The following is a 19,085-nucleotide window of genomic DNA, read 5'->3' on the forward strand; positions in this document are numbered from 1 at the left end:
GATAAGCTTATCCACATGTTTTTTGCTCTAATATCTATCCTTCATAATATGAAAAAAACATCTCCTGTATAGATTCAATTCAACCTCAGCTGTATCGCACATCACAATAAAATTAAGATTATCGGTTCCGAAAGGAAAGTAAAACTGCGTTATCAGAATTTCGCGTATAACTACGTATAGCCAGTTTTCAAATTAATATGATTCAGCACAGCACTACCTACGCAGTTACACTCTGAACATAACACGTGGTTTCTAAACAAAGACGTGGTTGTAATAATTCTACTATGCATGACCTGGTTAGTTGACTTTAAGGCTTACTCTAAAGCTTGATCACATATAACCTGCAAAAAATAGTTCCATTCGGTGTTGTCTGAACAAACAAACACTATACCAAATACAATTTTCCTTTTTTGGGGGTAAGAGCCTGTTCTTGATAACAATAAATAAGGACGGTTTGTTTTAATTTTTTTAAAACATAAACTCATCTGTTAGCTGATCAGCTAAAGCAAGTAACAAATGCTGAATAAAACAAATTCAACTATATCCTATTATGAGATGGTTGACAAATAAAAAAAAATACCCGATACCGTCATACGGTACCGGGTATATTGATAGTTTTATTTAATTGCTGCTTTGGTAAATTTCCACACTTAGTGTGCCTGCAACGCCACACGTTCGTGACGGACTGTATGTTGTTGCGGAAGCGCTTCGTGAACATGGGCCGGCTTTTCTTTATGCCAGATATATGTTTTTTTGAAACAGGCATAACAGATATACCTGCGAAGCGGCAGAAAGCCTAATACGTACTTTACAAAAAAGCCGCGGGGTACCCGGTCGTCCAGTGTTCCATGTTTACATTTGGGACAATCAAGCAGCTCTATACGCTCAACTTTATCAGAGCCCTGCATCAGGATATAACTCATAGGTATAAATATGAATAATTGTTTACATTAATAAAATAAGGGTACTCAACCCTTTGGGAAAGGTTCTTCAAAAAGATTGGATAAATACTATTTACTGTCGGCGTACTTAACACCAGGCATAGGAATTATATAGTAAAAATACAAATATTATTTTAATTACATTAAATAATTTTAAACTTTATTTTCTATGGTTAAAAATGCCTTCTCTTTCAATGTCCTTTTTGTTTGCTATTTTGCTTAGATGAAAGGATTGCATATTGATACAAACAGTAAAACACCGGTTTACCTGCAGATCACAGATGCTATCATGACAGCAGTCCGTGATGGCGTATTGAAACGTGATCAGCAGATCCCTTCTATCAATGAACTGAGTGAACAATACCTTTTGTCGAGAGGTACAGTAGAAAAGGCGTATAAAGAGCTCCGGGATAAAAAGATCATTATTTCTGTAAAGGGTAAGGGATATTTTATTAACCGTACCGATGTGGTGATACCACTGCGTATACTGCTGCTGTTCAACAAGATCAGCAACTATAAAAAGCAGGTGTATAATTCCTTTGTAAAAACACTGGGAGAAAATGTGTTTGTGGACCTGCATATTCACCATCATAGTGTACAGTTGTTTGAAAACCTGATCACCAATCACCTGGGAGATTACGATTATTACGTGATCATGCCTCACTTTTATGATCAGCCGGAAAAAGTGCTGAAAATCATGCAGCAGATACCTTCTGAACAGCTGATATTGCTGGATAAGGAACTTCCCGGGCTGTCAGGTAATTATGCAGCTGTATACCAGAATTTTGAAAAGGATATCTATGAAGCATTGCATGATGCTCTGCCTTCCCTGAAAAAATATTCCAGCCTGGTGTTTGCCGATCCGGGTTTCACACCATATCCGAAGGAGATCCAGAAGGGGTTCCAGTATTTCAGCCGTATGCAGGATTTTGATTATTCGGTTATAGATGGCGTGGAATTGAATACACCAGTACAGAAGGGGCAGGTATATATCGTGATCGAGGAAACAGACCTGGTGAACCTGGTGAAAATATGCAGGAATAAAGGGCTTACTATTGGTAAAGATGTGGGCATTGTTTCCTATAATGAAACATTGCTGAAAGAAATATTGCTGGACGGGATCACAGTGATCTCTACAGATCATGAACAGATGGGAGCTTCTGCTGCCAGGATGATCATGGAGAAAAGGCATGAACGTGTAAAGAACCCATTCAGACTTATATTAAGACATTCACTATAGTTCTTATTATTTTTATGAAAAGGTACAAGGTCCTATTGTCAACCCTGCTGGCAGGCGCCGGCATTGTAACATTACTTTCCCTGAGTGACAGGAAAGCTCCACGTCCAAATATTATCGTCATTCTTGCAGACGATCTGGGTTATTCTGACATCGGTTGTTATGGAGGAGAAGTGCATACTCCCAACATCGATTATCTTGCTCATAACGGTATCCGTTATACACAATTTTATAATACTTCCAGATGCTGTCCTACGCGTGCTTCATTGTTGACCGGTCTGTACAATCAACAGGCTGGTATTGGCAGGATGACCGATGCAGAAGATGAGCCGGGTTACCGCGGGCACCTGACGGATAATACCGTAACGCTGGCGGAAGTTCTGCAAAGCGCCGGTTATCATACTGCCATGTGCGGCAAATGGCATGTTTCCAATACCAATGGCCAGCCAACAAAGCAGGAGCAACTGGACTGGCTTAACCATCGGAAAGCAGGAGGTCCCTTCTCTCCTATTGCACAATATCCAACTCACCGTGGTTTTGAGAAGTTCTTTGGAACTATCTGGGGCGTAGTGGACTTTTATGATCCGTTCAGTCTTGTAAGCGGGGACCAGCCCATACGGGAGGTCCCGAAGGACTATTACCATACAGACGCCATCAATGATACTGCTGTTGCCTACATCCGCGGGTATGCGGGCTCTAAACAACCCTTCTTCCTGTATGTTGCTCATAATGCGCCACACTGGCCACTGCACGCGTTACCCGAAGATATTGCCAGGTACAGGCAGACCTACAAAGCCGGCTGGGAGGCTATCCGCCAGGCCCGTTACAGGAGAATGGCTGAAATGGGCCTGATAGATACTACCACTACTAAACTCTCTGCCCGCTGGAAGAATGACCTGGAATGGGAAAACAATCCTGACAGCGTCTGGGATGCAGAAGCCATGGCTGTCCATGCTGCTATGACAGACCGTATGGACCAGGGTATTGGCCGTATCATTGCTGCGCTGAAGGAAACAGGCCAGCTGGATAATACGCTGATCCTTTTCCTGTCTGATAACGGCGCCAGTCCTGAGAACTGCGCTGCCTACGGACCAGGTTTTGACAGGCCCAGCCAGACGAGGGACGGCCGGGAAATCGTATATGCTACCAGGAAACAGGCCCTTCCGGGCCCGGAAACGGTTTATGCCTCTATAGGGACCCGCTGGGCCAATGTAGCAAATACTCCATACCAGTACTGGAAAGCTGAGTCGTACGAAGGAGGTATACATACCCCGTTGATAGCGTTCTGGCCTGAAGGTATTTCTGTGCCTAAGGGCGGTTTCAGTTCATGGACAGGGCATGTTATGGATTTCATGGCTACATTCACTGAGCTGGCCGGGGCCAGGTATCCTGCTGTATATAAGGGGAGGAAGATCACGCCTACGACGGGGATCAGTCTTACATCTTCATTCAGGGATAAGCCAGGAGGCCATGAGTTGCTGTTTAATGAGCATTTTGGGGCCAGATATGCCAGGAAAGGTAACTGGAAGCTGGTTTCCATGAGTAATGATACTACGTGGCGGCTATACGATCTTTCTGTGGATAAAACGGAGATGAGAGATATGGCTGGTAGTCAGCCGGGGGTAGTGGAAGAGCTGGATAGTTTATGGCGGAAGTGGGCGTATAGCCATGATGTATACCCCAAGCCGGGTAACTAAATCCACAGTGGGGTTATTGCAAAAGGTTTGCCTGAGTTATATGGGATTGTTCAAAAAACGGGGTTTCGCCTTCGGCAAACCCCCGTTTTTTGAGAGTTTTTTTTTGCGCTGCGCGCGGCTGATTTTTTTGAGAGGGTTTAGCCTGCGGTTGCTGGATTTTTTTTATGCGCGGCTGATTTTTGAATGCCCGTGGCTGCCTAAAGAATTTAAAGTTATTTTCCATATCTTTAACAAGATAAGTTAACCAACCTCCCGTCAACCAGATCAAACTATCCGTTAACCAAAAATCCAGAGCACGTGCAAAATTTAAAGAAAATCACACTTTCCATCGTTATGACCGCTGCAATAAGTTGTCAAAAAGACAATAATAACCCCCTGTTACAGCGGGAAATACCTACAGAAGCTGCCGTAAGCGCAGCGGCTACAAGCGTAACCGTAACTACTGAAGCTGCACTTAAAACGGCTATAGCCAATGCCGCCCCCGGCGATATCATCACTATCAGCGGTACTATCCGCCTTACCAGTACACTGCAATGCCTGAAAAGCGGCACTTCCAGCGCCAAGATCAACTTCACCGGCGGTACACTGGATTGTTCCGGTATTTCCTCCGGATGGGGGGTAAAGGTAAATGGCAGTTACTGGAATATTACCAATATGGTTATTAAAAATGCGCCGGATTGTGGCCTGGTGTTCCAGTATGGCGGTTATAACTACGTTTATAACGTCACTACTTCAGGCAATGGCGATTCCGGTCTGCAGATCTATAATGAATCGCACGACAATAACATCAGCTACTGTAAATCCAACGATAACTATGATGCTGCTAACAATGGCGAAAATGCTGATGGATTTGCCTGTAAACTGTCTGCAGGAAAAAACAACAAGTTCGATCACTGTACTGCCAATCACAATTCTGACGATGGCTGGGACCTTTACGGGCAGCCATACACTGTAACAATCACTAACTGTACTGCCACCAACAACGGCTTTGGCGGTAATGGAGATGGCAACGGCTTTAAGCTGGGCAGTTCAGGGCAGAATGTGCCACATACCGTGACTAACTGTACTTCCAGCTATAACCTGGCATCCGGTTATGATGGTAATGGCAATACAGGCCATATTACTACTACCGGCAGCACCGGGACTGGTAATGGGAAAACCCTGTTTTACAGGATCTATTAATTAAGGAGGAGGTTGGTTAACTTTCGTAGTTTATCCGTATGAATTTTGTGTAAAAACTGTGCTCAAAAAAAATTCATGCACTACTTTTCAATCCATATGAAAGACTTTCTCCAGAGGAACAGTAACGGGAGAATTATCGGGATTCGTTTCCATGATATCTGCCATAAACTTCCACCAGCGCTGAACCATGGGTAAAGTTCCCAGGTCCTGTGAGGATTGATTGCCCCTCTGTTGCTGTACGGCAAATAGTGTATCTGTTTCTTCATCGAGAAAGATAGTATAATCACTGACACCGCTTTCTTTCAGCAATTGCTTTAATTCCGGCCAGATTGCATCATGCCGTTTACGGTATTCCTCTTTGCACCCTGGTTTCAGGCGCATTTTAAAAGCTATTTTCATAACATGGGCTTATTAACTGAGACTGGGTTATCCTATTAAAAAAACGGTAAGGCTTTTAGCGCCATGTGCACCCAGTACCAGCGATTGCTCAATATCTGCCGTCTTGGACGGACCGGCAATGAACACGCCGAAACCGGCTGATGGTGACCAGATACGGGCATAAGCATCATGCATGGTAGGCAGTATCTCTGTCCGCGGTAATACAATAGCCAGATGCTGGGTGATGAAAGGCAATACGCGCACTTCTATTTCCTGTTCGGTGATCCAGATGGCGCCATTCTCTGCCACTCCCAGCTGGCCTGGAATAATGGCCAGATCTACCTGTTCCAGCTGCCTGCCGTCTCCCTCCTGCCACCCGGTAATTGCGCCGGGAAAATATTCAGGTCTGATAGATACCACACGGGTAACATCTGTATAATGTTCTGCTACCAGCGGTTGTATTTCTGTGTATGATGTGATCTCGTATACCTGTCCGCCAAGTGTTTCCACTACTTTCCTGAAAGCGGCAGGATCGCCGGCTTCTGTATGCCTGAAGCTGTCCAGTACGGGCAGTTCCTGCTGTTCCGGCTGATTCCTTTTTATAGCGGCTAATATCTGTTCCCTGCTACTCATTATTTACTCCTGTTTTTCTTATACCAATCTGCAAAAGACTGTTTCGGTGCTTCCGGCATTTCCCTCTGTTTATACCAGGGGTTCAGCTTGTTATTGACCACTGCCGGCATAGCCCTCATTACCCAGCGGCCGGCGCCACCGGCGGCTTTGTAGAGACCCGGCCTGGACAGTACCATGTTCATAGCATGCATGCTGGCAGCTTTAGCCGGTTTGCTATGTCCTTCCTGTACTATTACCTGCCTCCATTTATACAGCTGCTGATGAATGTCGATCTTCACGGGGCATACGTTGGAACAGGAGCCGCATAAAGTAGAAGCAAACGGCAGGTCAGCATATTCTTTCATATCCAGGTTAGGCGCAAGGATAGCTCCTATAGGGCCTGCAATGGCGTTATGATAGCTATGTCCGCCGCTACGGCGATAAACCGGGCAGGTATTCATACATGCACCACAACGGATACATTTGAGAGAATTGCGGAAGTCGTCCCTATCCAGCTGTCTGCTGCGGCCATTATCTACCAGTACAATATGTAGCTGCTGTCCTGCTTTAGGCTTACGGAAATGGCTGCTGTAAGTGGTGATAGGTTGTCCGGTAGCGCTTCTTGCCAGTAAACGCAGGAAGACGCCCAGGTGATGGCGTTTGGGGATGATCTTCTCAATACCCATACAGGCGATGTGTACATCTGCCAGGTGAGCGCCCATATCGGCATTACCTTCATTGGTGCAGACCACCATCTCTCCTGTTTCAGCAACGGCGAAATTAACGCCCGTGATAGCTACGCGCGATTGTATAAATTCTTTTCGGAGATGCTGCCTGGCTGCTGCTGTCAGGAACTGGGGGTCGGCATTGCCGGCCGGTGTGCCCAGGTGTTCATGGAACAGCTCTCCAATTTCTTCTTTTTTCTTATGGATACAAGGCAGAACGATGTGACTTGGCGGTTCTTTTGCCAGCTGTACGATACGTTCTCCAAGATCTGTATCGATCACTTCAATACCGTTCTCTGCAAGGAAAGGGTTTAAATGACATTCTTCCGTGAGCATGGATTTACTTTTGACCATGCGTTTCACGCCCTGTTCTCTGAGCAGCTGCAGTACGATACGGTTATGCTCTTCTGCATTGGCAGCCCAGTGTACAACGGCACCGTTCTGTTGTGCGTTACGTTCAAACTCCACAAGGTAATCGTGCAGGTTGCCCAGTACATTATGTTTGATGCAGGAAGCGGCTTCACGAAGGGCTTCCCATTCGGGAAGGGTCCACGCCATCCTGTCCCGTTTCTGACGAACCCACCACAGTGTTTCATCATGCCAGTTCACACGGGGCTCGTTCCTGTTAAAATCTGCCGCAAGCAGTGAATGTTCTTTATGTTGGTGCTCGTTCATTATTCGTGGTTCAGGATCTCTGCAATGTGTAATACTTTTACGTTGCTGTTCTGACGGCGTAAAATACCTTCCAGGTGCATCAGGCAGCTCACATCATTCCCGGTAATATATTCGGCTCCATTATTCACGTGGTCGTCTATACGGTCCTTTCCCATCTTGACAGACACTGCTTCTTCAAATACGCAGAAAGTTCCGCCAAAGCCACAGCATTCATCTTTGCGCTTCAGTTCTACCAGTTCCAGTCCTTCTACCATATGCAGCAGCTGTTCCGGTTTGGAGAAGGGGGCAGCTACCAGTTCTGTCATCTGGGAGAGGTGCAAGCCCCGTTGTCCGTGGCAGCTTTGGTGTATACCTACTTTATGCGGGAATTTTGCCCGGAGGTTGTTTACTTTCAATACGTCTGTCAGGAACTCGGAGAGCTCATAGATACGCTGGCGTATATGTGTGGCTGCATCTTCCTTACCATCTACATGCAGATGGTCTTTGATATGCAGCACACAGCTTCCTGAGGGAGCTACTATATAGTCGTAATCCTGGAAATTCTTAACGAAAAGCTCATTGCAGCCGTGGGTCAGGTGTTCAAATCCAGAGTTGGCCATGGGTTGTCCGCAACAGGTTTGTCCCTGGGGATATACCACTTCACAGCCCAGTTTTTCCAGCAGTGATAATGTGGCGATGCCTACGTTAGGATAAAACTGGTCTATGTAACATGGTATGAAGAGTCCTACTTTCATCTTGTTCAAATATAAATCGAGCCGCAGCTATAATGTCTCATTTCCACAAGATCGGCCGGTAAGGGCTGGTTGTTCCAGTGCCGGTGAATGGCCAGGGCGGCGCCTACTGCTGTAGCCTGGGCTACAGAGGCTGCATAGACTTCCATTTGAGGGAAGGTTGCGGCCAGCAGGTGCATATACACCGTGTTCCTGCCAAATCCACCGTCTACGAAGATACGTTTAACGGCAGTGCCGGCAATCACCCGTTCTGAAGAGTGCTTTTGTGCGTCCATGATATCCATCATCAGGCGGTGATAGGCTATTTCATAGGTTTCAAAAGCACTCAGCGATCTTGCTGCAAAGCGGGAGGCTTCCGGGCTCACCGCCAGCAATTGAGCAAATATAGCAGGGTCGAAAACTACTTGCTGGTAGTAATTTACCGGTGTCTGATAATATTCTGCCAGCCTCTTTACTTCCTGTTCATGCTCATAACCGGCAAAGAGGCGGGCAGCTTTTACGGGCCGGCCATCGTAGGTAAGATAGCAGAGGCAGTCTTCCGCCAGCTCTTCCGGTGTAAGCGGCTGGCTGTTAAAAGGGTTCATGGTGATACACCAGGTACCGGTGGAAATGAGTACAAAGGGTTCCGTAAAACTTGCCAGGTAGGGTATCAGTGCGGCAGAGCTGTCATGCAGCCCTGCTCCGGAGAGACAGGTTTGTTTGCCGATCTGTGCGGGCAGAACACTGTTCCCCGGAAAAAGCGGCGGGAACTTCTCCGCCAGCCCCTCCAGGTGTACCCAGCTATGGTAGTTATTTTCCCTGAAGTTCCACAACATAGTATGGCAGCCTATACTGGTAATATCTGCCAGCGGCTTGCCGGTAACGAGATAGCTGATATACTGGGGCAGGTGCAGGGCGTATTTCACGCGGCTGTACAGGGCAGGCTGCTGGTGTTTGAGCCGGTAGAACTGCAGCCCGGAGTTGAGGCTACCCAGCGCCGGCGATGCTGTTTCGCTACACAGTTGTGATTGCTGGCCGTACTGGCTGTAAAAGCCGGCCGACAGGTCTTCAGGATAGGATTTCAGGTAATTGTATAAGGGAGTGAGCACCTGTCCGTCTGCATCAAGATATACCAGACTGGCGCCGTAAGTGCTGAAGTTCAGCGCCTTCACAGTATAACCGGGCAGATGAGTCAGCTCGTCCAGGCTTTCGCGCACCCAGCGCGTGAGCAGATGAATATCTTCGCAGGCATCGCCGTCTTCATCTGCCGTTTCTTCAAAACAGGCGCCTCTTTCCCAGACGATGCGGTAATGCTCGTCTACCAGGAACAGCTTCTTGTTTGTCTTGCCAATATCGAGAATAGCAATGCAGTCCATAGTATAGCAGATGATTTACAATCCAGTTGCAACGGTTTTCAATCCCCTTTCCTTAATCAGCTGCTCTCTTACCTTGAACTGCCTGTAGAAGGCTACAGGATCGGCTACGCCGCCGGACAACAAACGGGCCTGCGCTACCAGCGGACGTACATCTGTACGGAAGGCATGCTGCAATATTTCCTGTGCTGCTACAGCGTCGTTATTCAGCTGTGCCTGCTGTAAAGCTTTTGTGTCTACCAGTAATGCCTGCGCGTATGCGATCATGATGGCTTCTACTGATTGCAGCAGGTCTTCCAGCGGATCTTTCACGTTGTGAGATGCATCTATCATCCAGCCAAGATCGTTGGCATGGTTCATTCCGCGGGCGTCCATACCTTCTACCAGCTCATTGAAGATGAGGAAGAGCTGATATGGGTTGATGCTGCCTACAGTGAGATCGTCATCACCATACTTGGAATCATTGAAATGGAATCCTGCCAGCTTGCCTTCCATCAGCAACAGCGCTACTATCTGTTCTATGTTGGCATTAGGCAGGTGGTGCCCCAGGTCAACCAGGGTATAAGCCTTAGGGCCTAATTTGCTGGCAAAAAGGAGGGATTGGCCCCAGTCGCCTATAGTGGTGGAATAAAAATTAGGTTCGTAAGCTTTGTATTCGATGTACAGTTTCCATGCGTCCGGCAGGGCGGCATAGATTTCCTGCAGGCTTTCAAGCGTACGTTTGAAAGCCCCTCTGAAATTCAGCTGTCCGGGGAAGCAGGAACCGTCAGATAACCAGACGGTAAGTGATTCAGAGCCCAGTTCCATGCCATAGCGGATCACTTCGATGTTATGTTCTATGGCTTGTTTTCTGACTGCCTTATCTGTATGGTGCAGGGAGCCGAATTTATAGCTGAGCGCCTGATCCGGCTGGTCCTGGAATGTGTTGGAATTGACAGCATCGAAACGTATGTCGTGCTGCGCGGCCAATGCTTTGATAGCAGCTGCGTTTTCCGGGATATCCCAGGGGATGTGCAGGGAGATGGCGCCGCTGCTTTTGTTGAGGGCGTGCAGGAGGCCGATGTCTGCGATCTTTTCTTCCAGGTTGCGGGGTTCTCCGCTGCCGGAGAAGCGGCCGAAACGGGTACCGCCGGTGCCGAGGGCCCAGCTGGGAATGGCTACCTGGAAGTCCTGTAGTTTCTGAAGGATATCGTTGAGGTTGGGTATTTTTTCTGCTGTGTATTCAAAGCTGCGCTGGTGGTCTGACTGACGGGCGTTGTTGAATTCGGCTATCTGGAATTTTTCGATGTTCATAACGGGAGTTGTTTTGGAAGTTAGTGCTTTTTGTGATGGAAACGTCAGTATAGTTAAAAATGGGCTGAATCTATTTGGCTGGATTTCTATTTAGCTTTTTCAAATGTTTGAACGTGGTAGCTATATTTAGCGGTATCAAACGTTTGTCAAACAGATAAGGCCCATTTTTAACTATACTGACGTTTCGGTACTTCAGGCCGGCCGAGCAAAGCCGGGGTTATTGTTGTTGGTTGTTACTGAATATTATCGGACAAAAGCGGTGGCTACTCCTCCGTCGACGTTGATGACGTTTCCGGTGGATTTGTTGAGTAAGCCGCCGGTGATGACGAAGCAGGCGTTGGCAATGTCTTCCGGTAAGATGATCTGGTTAAGGAGGGTGCGTTTTGCGTAGTAGCCGGGCAGTTCTTCTACTGTGATGCCGTATGCTTTTGCACGTCCTGCGGCCCAGTCGCCCTCCCATATTTTGCTGTCTGCGATAACGGCGTCAGGGTTCACTACGTTTACACGGATACCGTCTTTGCCCAGTTCTGCAGCGTTGAGACGGCTGAGGTGTAACTGTGCGGCTTTTGCAGAGCCATAACCGGCGTTATTAGGTCCGCTCATGAGGGCGTTCTTGCTGACAATATTGATCACATCGCCTCCCAGTTCCTGTTTGCGCATTACTTCTACACCTTGCTGGGTAACGAGGAACTGGCCTTTTACCAGTACATCATATAAGAGGTCCCAATCTTTTTCGGTGTGTGCTTCGAGGGGCTTGGAGATGGAAAGGCCGGCGCAGTTCACTACCAGGTCTACTCCGCCGAAGGCGAGGCTGGCTACGTTAAACGCTTCATGTATATCGCCTGTTTTGGTAACGTCCAGGATGGCGGTGGCAAAAACGTCTTTACCGTATTGTTTTAAAAATTCTTCCCTGGCAGATTCCAGGCGGGAAGCGTCATTATCATTGATGATCACGCAGGCGCCTTCGTTGGCGAATTTTTTGGCGATAGCCTTGCCGATACCACCGGCGCTGCCAGTGATCAGGGCAATGCGGCCGGAAAGCGCTTTGGGCTTAGGCATACGCTGCAATTTTGCTTCTTCCAGCAGCCAGTATTCTATGTCAAAAGCTTCCTGTCTGGGTAAAGCTGTATATTCTGAAATGGCCTCCGCTCCTTTCATTACGTTGATAGCGTTGGTATAGAATTCTGCAGCTACCCTGGCGGTCTGTTTATCTTTTGAGAAAGCAAACATACCGATACCGGGATAGAGGATCACAACAGGGTTCGGGTCTCTGAGAGCCGGGCTGTTGGGATGGCGGCAGGTGTTGTAATAGTCGGTATACATCTGCCTGTATGCGGCGAATAATGGTTCCAGCTGTTGTTTCAGCGCCGGTACATCATCCAGGGATGCCTGAGGGTCCAGCGGCAATACCAGCGGGCTGATCTTGGTGCGCAGGAAGTGGTCGGGGCAGCTGGTGCCAAGGGGGGCCAGCCTGTCGAGATCGTTGGAGTTGATGAATTCCAGTACGCGGGGATCGTCAGTGAAATGTCCTACCATGCGGGTATGACCTGAACATAAGCCACGTAATACGGGAGCCAGGGCAGCGGCCTGTTTCTTTCTTACTTCGGCGGGAGGAGAAGTGATGCGTGTACCTCCGAATACGGGGCCTTTTTTGCCATAATGAGATTCGAGGTAAGCAGCGCAACGTTCTATTACTTCGAGGGTATTGATATAGCTTTCATAAGCTGTATCTCCCCAGGTGAAGAGGCCGTGAGAGCCCAGCATGATGCCCCTGATACCGGGGTTATCCTGCAGGCATTGTCTAAGCTGCAGTCCGAGATCGAAGCCCGGACGTTGCCAGGGCACCCATCCTATGGTACCGCCGAAGAGCTCTTCGGTGATGCGTTTGCCGTCTTTTGCAGCGGCGATGGCGATGGCGGCATCGGGATGCAGGTGGTCTATATGTTTGAATGGTAAGAAGCCGTGCAGAGGAGTGTCTATAGAAGGAGCTTTGGAGCTGAGGTCGAAGATGCAGTGGTTGAACAGTTCCACCATTTCATCTTCGTGTTCGATACCCCTGTAAATGTTTTCAAGGCTATGCAGTCTCTCTACATACAAAGCTGCCAGGCCGCTGCGCTTCAGTGTGCCAAGATCGCCGCCGGAGCCTTTTACCCACATCACTTCTGTATCCTTTCCTGTCAGCGGATCTTTGGAGATCACCTTACAGGAGGTGTTGCCACCGCCGTAGTTGGTGAGTCTCAGATCGGCGCCCAGCAGGTTGGAGCGGTAGATCAGGAGGGCTACTTCGTCTCCTGCCAGCTCAGCTGCTTTCTTTTCATCCCACAGATAACTTACGTGCTTGAAATTGATTGTTGCAGACATATTCTTGCTTTATTTATTATTGTTTTTATAGTTCGTTAGTCAGTCAGCGAATTACCGAATCCAACCAGCAGCACTGACATCATAATGGTGATGACACCGAGGAGGATGGTAGTGAATGTTCTGGTGCTGACGCCTTTCCATTCCCGCAGGGTGATACCCCATAAGCTGGAGATCATAATGATAAATGCCATATGCAGGATCCAGGAGCTGGCGCCATTTCCCAGCTTGCTTTCTCCCATACCGTAGAAGAAGAACTGGAAGAACCAGGTGGTACCCGCCAGAGCAGCAAAGAAATAGTTGCCGGCCAGCGGAGTTTCTTTGTTGATGTAATCGCCAAAGGATTTGTTGCGGATGTTGAGCAGCAGGCACCAGAAAAGATTAGTGGTAAGCCCACCCCATAACAACACTACAAAGATCACGTTGTTCTGGAAAAGCGGGTTGCTGCCCTGTTCTACCGCTATGGCTGCCATTGGTTTGCCGGCTTCGATACCGAAGTTGAAGCAGGCGCTGAGAATGCCGGATACAGTAGCTACTATAAGTCCTTTGCGCAGGTTAAATTCCTGTATGCTTTGTTTTTTCTGATCTTCTGAAAGTTCTCTTTCTTTCATGACACCTGCTGCACCGCAGATGGCAATGCCGAGAAGGCAAACCACTACGCCGGCCAGGACAAGGAGTCCACCGTTGCTGCGCAGCATAGCTGAGAAAGTATGTGTTGTATCGCTGGTGAAAAGATCCCGGTATACGGGAGGTATTAAAGAGCCAAAGGCCGAGGTATAGCCCAGGGCTACGGACATGCCGAGTGACATGCCGAGGTATCTCATGGCGAGGCCGAATGTCAGACCACCTATCCCCCATAATACTCCCATAAAATAGGTCCAGAAGAGCGTATTGGAATCAGTGGCGCGGATGATACTGAGGAAATCAGGTACTGTGATCCAGGCGGCGAGGAAAGGGACTATTAACCAGGAGAAGAAGCCTCCTACTATCCAGTAACTTTCCCAGGCCCAGTTTCTTACTTTCTTGAAAGGGATATAGAAACTGCCTGAGGCAAAGCCTCCGATAAAATGAAAGAAAACGCCTAAAATAGCTTGCATAATTGTGGAATTGTTTGGTTTAAACCGTGGATTAAATCAAATATAGGGAAAGGGGTATGTGCAACTGTCCTATACCTACCTATTTGGGAAGATGTAGTATCTCAATTATGATTTTGGGTTGAGGTATAATTTGAAAGAATTGCTCAAAAACGGGGTTTCGCCTTCGGCAAAACCCCGTTTTTGAGAAGGATTTTTTGCGCTGCGCACAGCTGTTTTTTTTGATAGAGGGGGGAGGCTGTGTGTGGTGATTTTTTTAATGAGGGGGATATAGTGAGATGAGTAAAAAACGTATATTCGCAGTCCTTTCTCATAACTATACTTCAGAGCAAGGTTAACCCCTTCAATGTTTCAGGAATTTTTATCATTTAACTTAAACACATTGTTTATGCGTGGAAGTATCAGGCGTAAGAAATCGAAACCAGTCATTTTAGATCCATTGGATGTACCTACAAGATTAAAAGAACTATCTAAGCTACAGGATGGCTGGCTGAACGGCCGGGGTATTGCATTAAACCGCAGTCATCTTCTCTGGTTCTCCGATATATTTGAAGAAAATTATGATCATTCGCTACCACGGCCTTTTTTATTTCCGACGGCAGAAGGCGGGCTTCAGGCGGAATGGCTGATAGATGTTTATTCAGCAAGTATGAATATTGATCTATTCAAAAAGATAGGGGTCTACACATGTCCTGATCCTCTTAGCCAGGATATTGATGAGGCAATACTTGATCTCAATGAGATACAGGGATGGAAAACGCTGAATCAAAAATTAACTGTGCTCACTAACAAAAACAACAATGAAAGTTCTTAAAAAATAAAGGGACCGGCTTCAAAAGAAGGCCGGCCCCTGTTCTCTGCATAAAATATCTTATCAGTATACTACTTTAATATCTGCTGTAATAGTTTCCAATCCCATTGATTTCACTTTGATCACACCTTTCTTGCCATAACCATTCTGGAACAGGATCAGCACAGGCAGGTCTGTTGAAGCAAAGCTGCCATCATCTGTAGCGATAGTCTGTTTGTTAAGCGTAGCGGCATGTGACAGTGTATCAAACGCGCTGACAGCCAGGACACTATCCGGTACGGTGTTACGTACAAGCGTAGTGGTGACACCGGGGAGTTTCAGATCGAAAGAAGGATCGTTCACACTGGCAAAGAACATAGAAGAAGAGCCAAAGTTTATAAAGGCCAGGTCCAGGTATTTACCTATGCTATCCGGTACATTGTCAGTATATACCTTCCCTTTAATAGTAGAAAATACACGGCCATATGTTTCACTACCAGGCAGTAATGCAAACTGTACACTACTATAGCTGACAATACTATCTTTCTTTGTATTGGGAGGTGTTGAAGTAGAATCTTCCGGATCTGTGTTACCATCGATACCGGATTCCTTTGAACAGGCGGTGTAAGCGAGGGCAAAGGCTGCCATCAGCAGCAGTAGATATCTTTTCATAGGATAGGATTCTGTTATTTGGGGCAAATATATAGAAAAATTATCATTTTTAGGAGCGGTTGAGTTTTTGCGAAGGATGGTTGAGGGGAATTGCTCAAAAAACATTCATGAACATGGTTCACAAAGGAGGATGAAAATCTTAATTCCCGACAGAAGAACATTCTATTAACACCAAATTGTAAACTTCAAACAGGATTGTCTAACAGAAGTGTAAATCTATATTAGGACTATACCGGGCAATACCCGTGGCGCTAAAGTGCTACCGCAATACATACACTAAACATGCTTAAAACATGCCTGAAAGATACTTGAAACATACTTGAAAGGTGGAGTTGAGGGGAAGCGGCTGAAATTTAAGTGGCCAGAGGCAAGATCACAACGAAAGTAGCCCCCTGCCCTTCTTCAGATTCAGCGTAGATCACGCCGTGATGGGCAATCACTATTTTCTGGCAAAGCGCCAACCCGATACCACTACCTTCATACTCTCCTCTGCCATGTAACCGCTGGAAGATCACGAAGATCTTTTTAGCGTAGGCAGGGGCGAAACCGATACCATTATCCTTTATCCTGATCTCACAATAAGCTGTACCATTCTGCAATTGCGGGTGGCTATCAATCTCTCCCTGTTCCAGTAAACGGGAGCTGATCTCTATTACCGGCGGTACCTCCTTCCTGGAGAACTTCAGCGCATTACTCAACAGGTTCTGGAACAACTGGTTCATATGCAAGGGAATACCGATTATCATGCAAAGTCCGTCTGTTATGATACTGGCATTTTTCTGCTGTATAAGAACATCCACATCCACCAATACCTGTTGTAAAACCTTCTGCAGATCTATCTTTTCAAACAGATGGTCCTGGCGGGACACGCGGGAGAAAGCCAGCAGGTCCTGGATCAGCGTGGTCATACGCGTAGCTGCATTCCTGATAATATCAAGGTTACGCACGCCATTTTCATTCAGCTGGTCCCTGTATTTATCCTGTAATAATGCGGAGAACATATTGATCTTCCGTAATGGCTCCTGCAGATCATGACTGGCTACATAGGCAAACTGCTCCAGGTTCTGGTTAACTATATTGAGATCTATATTCGCTTTTTTCAGCTCACTGGTCCGGATTTCCACTAACCGTTCCAGTTCCTGCTCATTATCCATCAGGAGGGCAAGCAGTTTCTGTTGTTCTTTCTGTGCATTGACTTCTACGCGAAGATCGTGGAGGGAAGCGCCGCGACCTATCACTTTCCCGCTTACAGGATCTGCAATCTCTGCAAAGTGAGCGCGGAAGGGTATTCTTTCTTTTGTGGTAAGATGCTGTAAATGCAGGATACCTGACCATTTACCGTTTTTTGCCAGTTCCTGGTAAGCCACTTCGGCTGTTTTAAAATCTTCGGGAGAATACACAGCACTGGTGGGCAGTTGAGTAATATCTGTATCCGGCGAAATTCCCAGCAGTTCTCTGCCATGGGGATTGATATAATAGAATTTATTTGAAGTATCTGCAGTACCCATGAAGTCCTGGCTGTTCTCTACGAGGGAAAAGAGTACCTGCTGGAGTTCCTGGGCTTTCATTTCGGGGGTAATGTCCTGCAGGGCGCCGGCAAAGCGGTAGGCGACTCCTTCTGCATTGAAATAGGCGGTACCCATGCAATGCAGCCAGCGCAGTTTGCCATCGTCAGCGCCAATGGTACGGAAGCGGGCCTGGTACTTACCGGTGCTTTTCTTCCTGAGGGTGGCGGCTATTGCTTCGATGACTGATGGCCTGTCGTCCGGATGAACGTATTGCAGTAACTCTTCGTAAGTGATATCTCCTCCGCTGGCAAAGCCGCATAGTTCACGGCAACGGTCATCCCAGGATATCGTTCCTTTGACGGGGTCCATGTCCCAGATACCAAGACCAGCCGAAAGTAACGCAAAGCGCATCCATTCATTATCTTCCTTGTAAAATGCCGGATCCTGAGCCGGCTCTCTCCTTTCTTTCATCGGGTTATTGCTGACAATTTTGACTCTGTTCCAATATAAAAGAACGACAATTATCTGCAAATAATATATTGAATGGCGGTAAATAATTTATGCCATTACCCGGGGCGCCAGGTCAAAAGCTTCGGCCAGGAGCTCATAAGAGCGGAAACGGTCTTCTGCCTTATCTGCCATGGTTGCAATCACTATTTCATCTACGCCATAATCATCCGCCAGTTTCTGTAACCTTTCCTTCACCCTGTCAGGTGTACCTGCTACCATCCTGCCCCTGTTCTGCATAACACGCTGCCATTCCATATCTGTGTATTCATAATCACGTACTTCTTCATACGTGGGATATACATCAAAATTACCTTTCTCAAAGCTTAACAGGCGATAGTCCATCATTGCCTGCAGCTCATCTGCTTTTTCCTGAGTATCGGCACAGAAAACGAAAATGCCTACACTTGCTTCCGGCTGAGGAAGGAAGCGGGAAGGCCTGAATTTCTCCTTATATGCTTTTACTGCCTGCGGGCCACCAACAGGATAAATGAAATGGGCAAAGGATAGGGCCCAGCCCTGACGGGCGGCCAGCAATCCACTTTCTCCGCTGGAAGTCAGCATCCAGAGGCCGGGATAAGTATCTATATGAGGAATGGCTTTTACCTTTTCGTGTACGGTGCCGGGCTCAGAGGAATCTGAGAGGTAAGCTTCCAGATCGTTGATCTGCTGGACAAACTCACGCGGTTCAAAATTGTTGGAGGGGTTGAGTATATGCGCGGTGAGGCGGTCGCCACCGGGAGCCCGGCCAATACCAAGGTCTATACGCCCGGGATACAACGCCTCCAGTAAGCGGAAGTTCTCTGCTACTTTCAGGGTGCTGTGGTTGGGGAGCATCACTCCTCCTGATCCGAGCCTGATATGTTTAGTAGCGGCGCCGAGACGGGCTATCAGTATTTCCGGGGAAGCGCCGGCGAGCGATCTTGTATTGTGATGCTCGGAAAGCCAGTAGCGGGTGAAGCCCAGCTTATCTGCCAGCTGAGCCAGTTTTACGCTTTCTTCCAGGGCTTCTACTGCGTTGCTGCCACGGCGAATGGGGGATTGATCTAAAACGCTGAGTCGTATTTTCCTGTTGGTCATGATAGTTCTATTGATTAATTCCAGAATATTCGTTCCAAAATTAAGGAATTAAATCGGGATTTATCGATAAGTCTGGTTGGTTTTAGTTTTTTGTGGGAGGGAGTTAGCTGGTGGAAGGATTAGGGAGAAGGTTGATTGAAAATAGTTTAGGAAAGAAGAAGAAGTTTTAGGGAGAAGAGTTGGCCGGCCTGCTGCCGGTTGGAGGGAATAGCAAAAGCGATTTTTTGCGAGGGCGATTTTTTTTGAGAAGGGG

17 protein-coding genes are annotated in these 19,085 nt (G+C 47.3%); 4 read left to right on the plus strand and 13 right to left on the minus strand.

Features of this window, described 5'->3' with window-relative positions; genetic code table 11:
- Positions 1 to 650: 650 nt before the first annotated feature.
- On the minus strand, positions 651 to 923 hold the full coding sequence (locus GO493_RS11550; RefSeq protein ID WP_157306316.1) for a hypothetical protein: 273 nt from the start codon (positions 921 to 923) through the stop codon (positions 651 to 653).
- A 241-nt stretch (positions 924 to 1,164) separates the two neighbouring features.
- Between GO493_RS11550 and GO493_RS11555 the strand changes: the two genes are divergently transcribed.
- Together GO493_RS11555 and GO493_RS11560 are read left to right on the plus strand one after the other, a co-directional pair.
- Positions 1,165 to 2,181, plus strand: coding sequence for a GntR family transcriptional regulator (locus GO493_RS11555; protein ID WP_157306317.1), 1,017 nt, complete (start codon positions 1,165 to 1,167; stop codon positions 2,179 to 2,181).
- Positions 2,182 to 2,195: 14 nt separating this feature from the next.
- On the plus strand, positions 2,196 to 3,875 hold the full coding sequence (locus tag GO493_RS11560; RefSeq protein ID WP_157306318.1) for an arylsulfatase: 1,680 nt from the start codon (positions 2,196 to 2,198) through the stop codon (positions 3,873 to 3,875).
- Between the two features lie 13 nt (positions 3,876 to 3,888).
- Here the strand turns inward: GO493_RS11560 and GO493_RS11565 are convergent, their stop codons facing one another.
- A complete protein-coding gene (locus GO493_RS11565; RefSeq protein ID WP_157306319.1) occupies positions 3,889 to 4,098 on the minus strand; it encodes a hypothetical protein in 210 nt (69 codons plus the stop codon).
- A gap of 74 nt (positions 4,099 to 4,172) precedes the next feature.
- On the opposite strand from GO493_RS11565, the gene GO493_RS11570 reads away from it, so the two are divergent.
- Positions 4,173 to 5,057, plus strand: a complete 885-nt coding sequence (locus tag GO493_RS11570; protein WP_317165420.1) for a right-handed parallel beta-helix repeat-containing protein — start codon at positions 4,173 to 4,175, stop codon at positions 5,055 to 5,057.
- Positions 5,058 to 5,144: 87 nt separating this feature from the next.
- Here the strand turns inward: GO493_RS11570 and rhaM are convergent, their stop codons facing one another.
- The 8 genes from rhaM to rhaT all read right to left on the minus strand — a co-directional run bounded on the left by rhaM (position 5,145) and on the right by rhaT (position 14,278).
- Positions 5,145 to 5,456 carry an L-rhamnose mutarotase gene (rhaM, locus tag GO493_RS11575; protein ID WP_157306320.1) on the minus strand — a complete coding sequence of 104 codons (312 nt, stop codon included), beginning with the start codon at positions 5,454 to 5,456 and terminating at the stop codon, positions 5,145 to 5,147.
- A 27-nt stretch (positions 5,457 to 5,483) separates the two neighbouring features.
- The gene (locus GO493_RS11580; protein WP_157306321.1) at positions 5,484 to 6,068 is read right to left on the minus strand and encodes a LutC/YkgG family protein; all 585 of its coding nucleotides are present in this window, start codon (positions 6,066 to 6,068) and stop codon (positions 5,484 to 5,486) included.
- On the minus strand, positions 6,068 to 7,447 hold the full coding sequence (locus tag GO493_RS11585; RefSeq protein ID WP_157306322.1) for a lactate utilization protein B: 1,380 nt from the start codon (positions 7,445 to 7,447) through the stop codon (positions 6,068 to 6,070). Before GO493_RS11585 ends, GO493_RS11580 begins: the two co-directional genes overlap by 1 nt.
- On the minus strand, positions 7,447 to 8,181 hold the full coding sequence (locus tag GO493_RS11590) for a (Fe-S)-binding protein (RefSeq protein ID WP_157306323.1): 735 nt from the start codon (positions 8,179 to 8,181) through the stop codon (positions 7,447 to 7,449). The genes GO493_RS11585 and GO493_RS11590 overlap by 1 nt, the downstream gene beginning before the upstream one ends.
- A 5-nt stretch (positions 8,182 to 8,186) precedes the next feature.
- Positions 8,187 to 9,533 carry an FGGY-family carbohydrate kinase gene (locus GO493_RS11595; protein WP_157306324.1) on the minus strand — a complete coding sequence of 449 codons (1,347 nt, stop codon included), beginning with the start codon at positions 9,531 to 9,533 and terminating at the stop codon, positions 8,187 to 8,189.
- 15 nt (positions 9,534 to 9,548) lie between these two features.
- Complete coding sequence (locus GO493_RS11600) at positions 9,549 to 10,823, minus strand: TIM barrel protein (RefSeq protein WP_157306325.1); 1,275 nt, start codon at positions 10,821 to 10,823, stop codon at positions 9,549 to 9,551.
- A 243-nt stretch (positions 10,824 to 11,066) separates the two neighbouring features.
- Positions 11,067 to 13,184: a bifunctional aldolase/short-chain dehydrogenase gene (locus GO493_RS11605; RefSeq protein WP_157306326.1), complete on the minus strand. Its 2,118-nt coding sequence runs from the start codon at positions 13,182 to 13,184 to the stop codon at positions 11,067 to 11,069.
- Positions 13,185 to 13,219: 35 nt separating this feature from the next.
- Positions 13,220 to 14,278 (minus strand): L-rhamnose/proton symporter RhaT, encoded by a 1,059-nt coding sequence (gene rhaT / locus GO493_RS11610; RefSeq protein ID WP_157306327.1) that lies wholly within the window; start codon positions 14,276 to 14,278, stop codon positions 13,220 to 13,222.
- Positions 14,279 to 14,663: 385 nt separating this feature from the next.
- On the opposite strand from rhaT, the gene GO493_RS11615 reads away from it, so the two are divergent.
- Positions 14,664 to 15,089: a hypothetical protein gene (locus GO493_RS11615; RefSeq protein WP_157306328.1), complete on the plus strand. Its 426-nt coding sequence runs from the start codon at positions 14,664 to 14,666 to the stop codon at positions 15,087 to 15,089.
- A 60-nt stretch (positions 15,090 to 15,149) separates the two neighbouring features.
- On the opposite strand, the gene GO493_RS11620 is transcribed toward GO493_RS11615, so the two are convergent.
- From GO493_RS11620 to GO493_RS11630, 3 genes are all read right to left on the minus strand, one after another.
- A complete protein-coding gene (locus tag GO493_RS11620) occupies positions 15,150 to 15,737 on the minus strand; it encodes a hypothetical protein (RefSeq protein ID WP_157306329.1) in 588 nt (195 codons plus the stop codon).
- A gap of 353 nt (positions 15,738 to 16,090) precedes the next feature.
- Entirely contained in the window at positions 16,091 to 17,716 is a 1,626-nt protein-coding gene (locus GO493_RS11625) for a PAS domain-containing sensor histidine kinase (RefSeq protein ID WP_157306330.1), read from the minus strand.
- A gap of 87 nt (positions 17,717 to 17,803) precedes the next feature.
- Positions 17,804 to 18,832, minus strand: coding sequence for an LLM class flavin-dependent oxidoreductase (locus GO493_RS11630; RefSeq protein ID WP_157306331.1), 1,029 nt, complete (start codon positions 18,830 to 18,832; stop codon positions 17,804 to 17,806).
- Positions 18,833 to 19,085: the final 253 nt, after the last annotated feature.

The sequence above is a fragment of the Chitinophaga tropicalis genome (genome assembly GCF_009758205.1).
GTDB lineage: Bacteria > Bacteroidota > Bacteroidia > Chitinophagales > Chitinophagaceae > Chitinophaga > Chitinophaga tropicalis.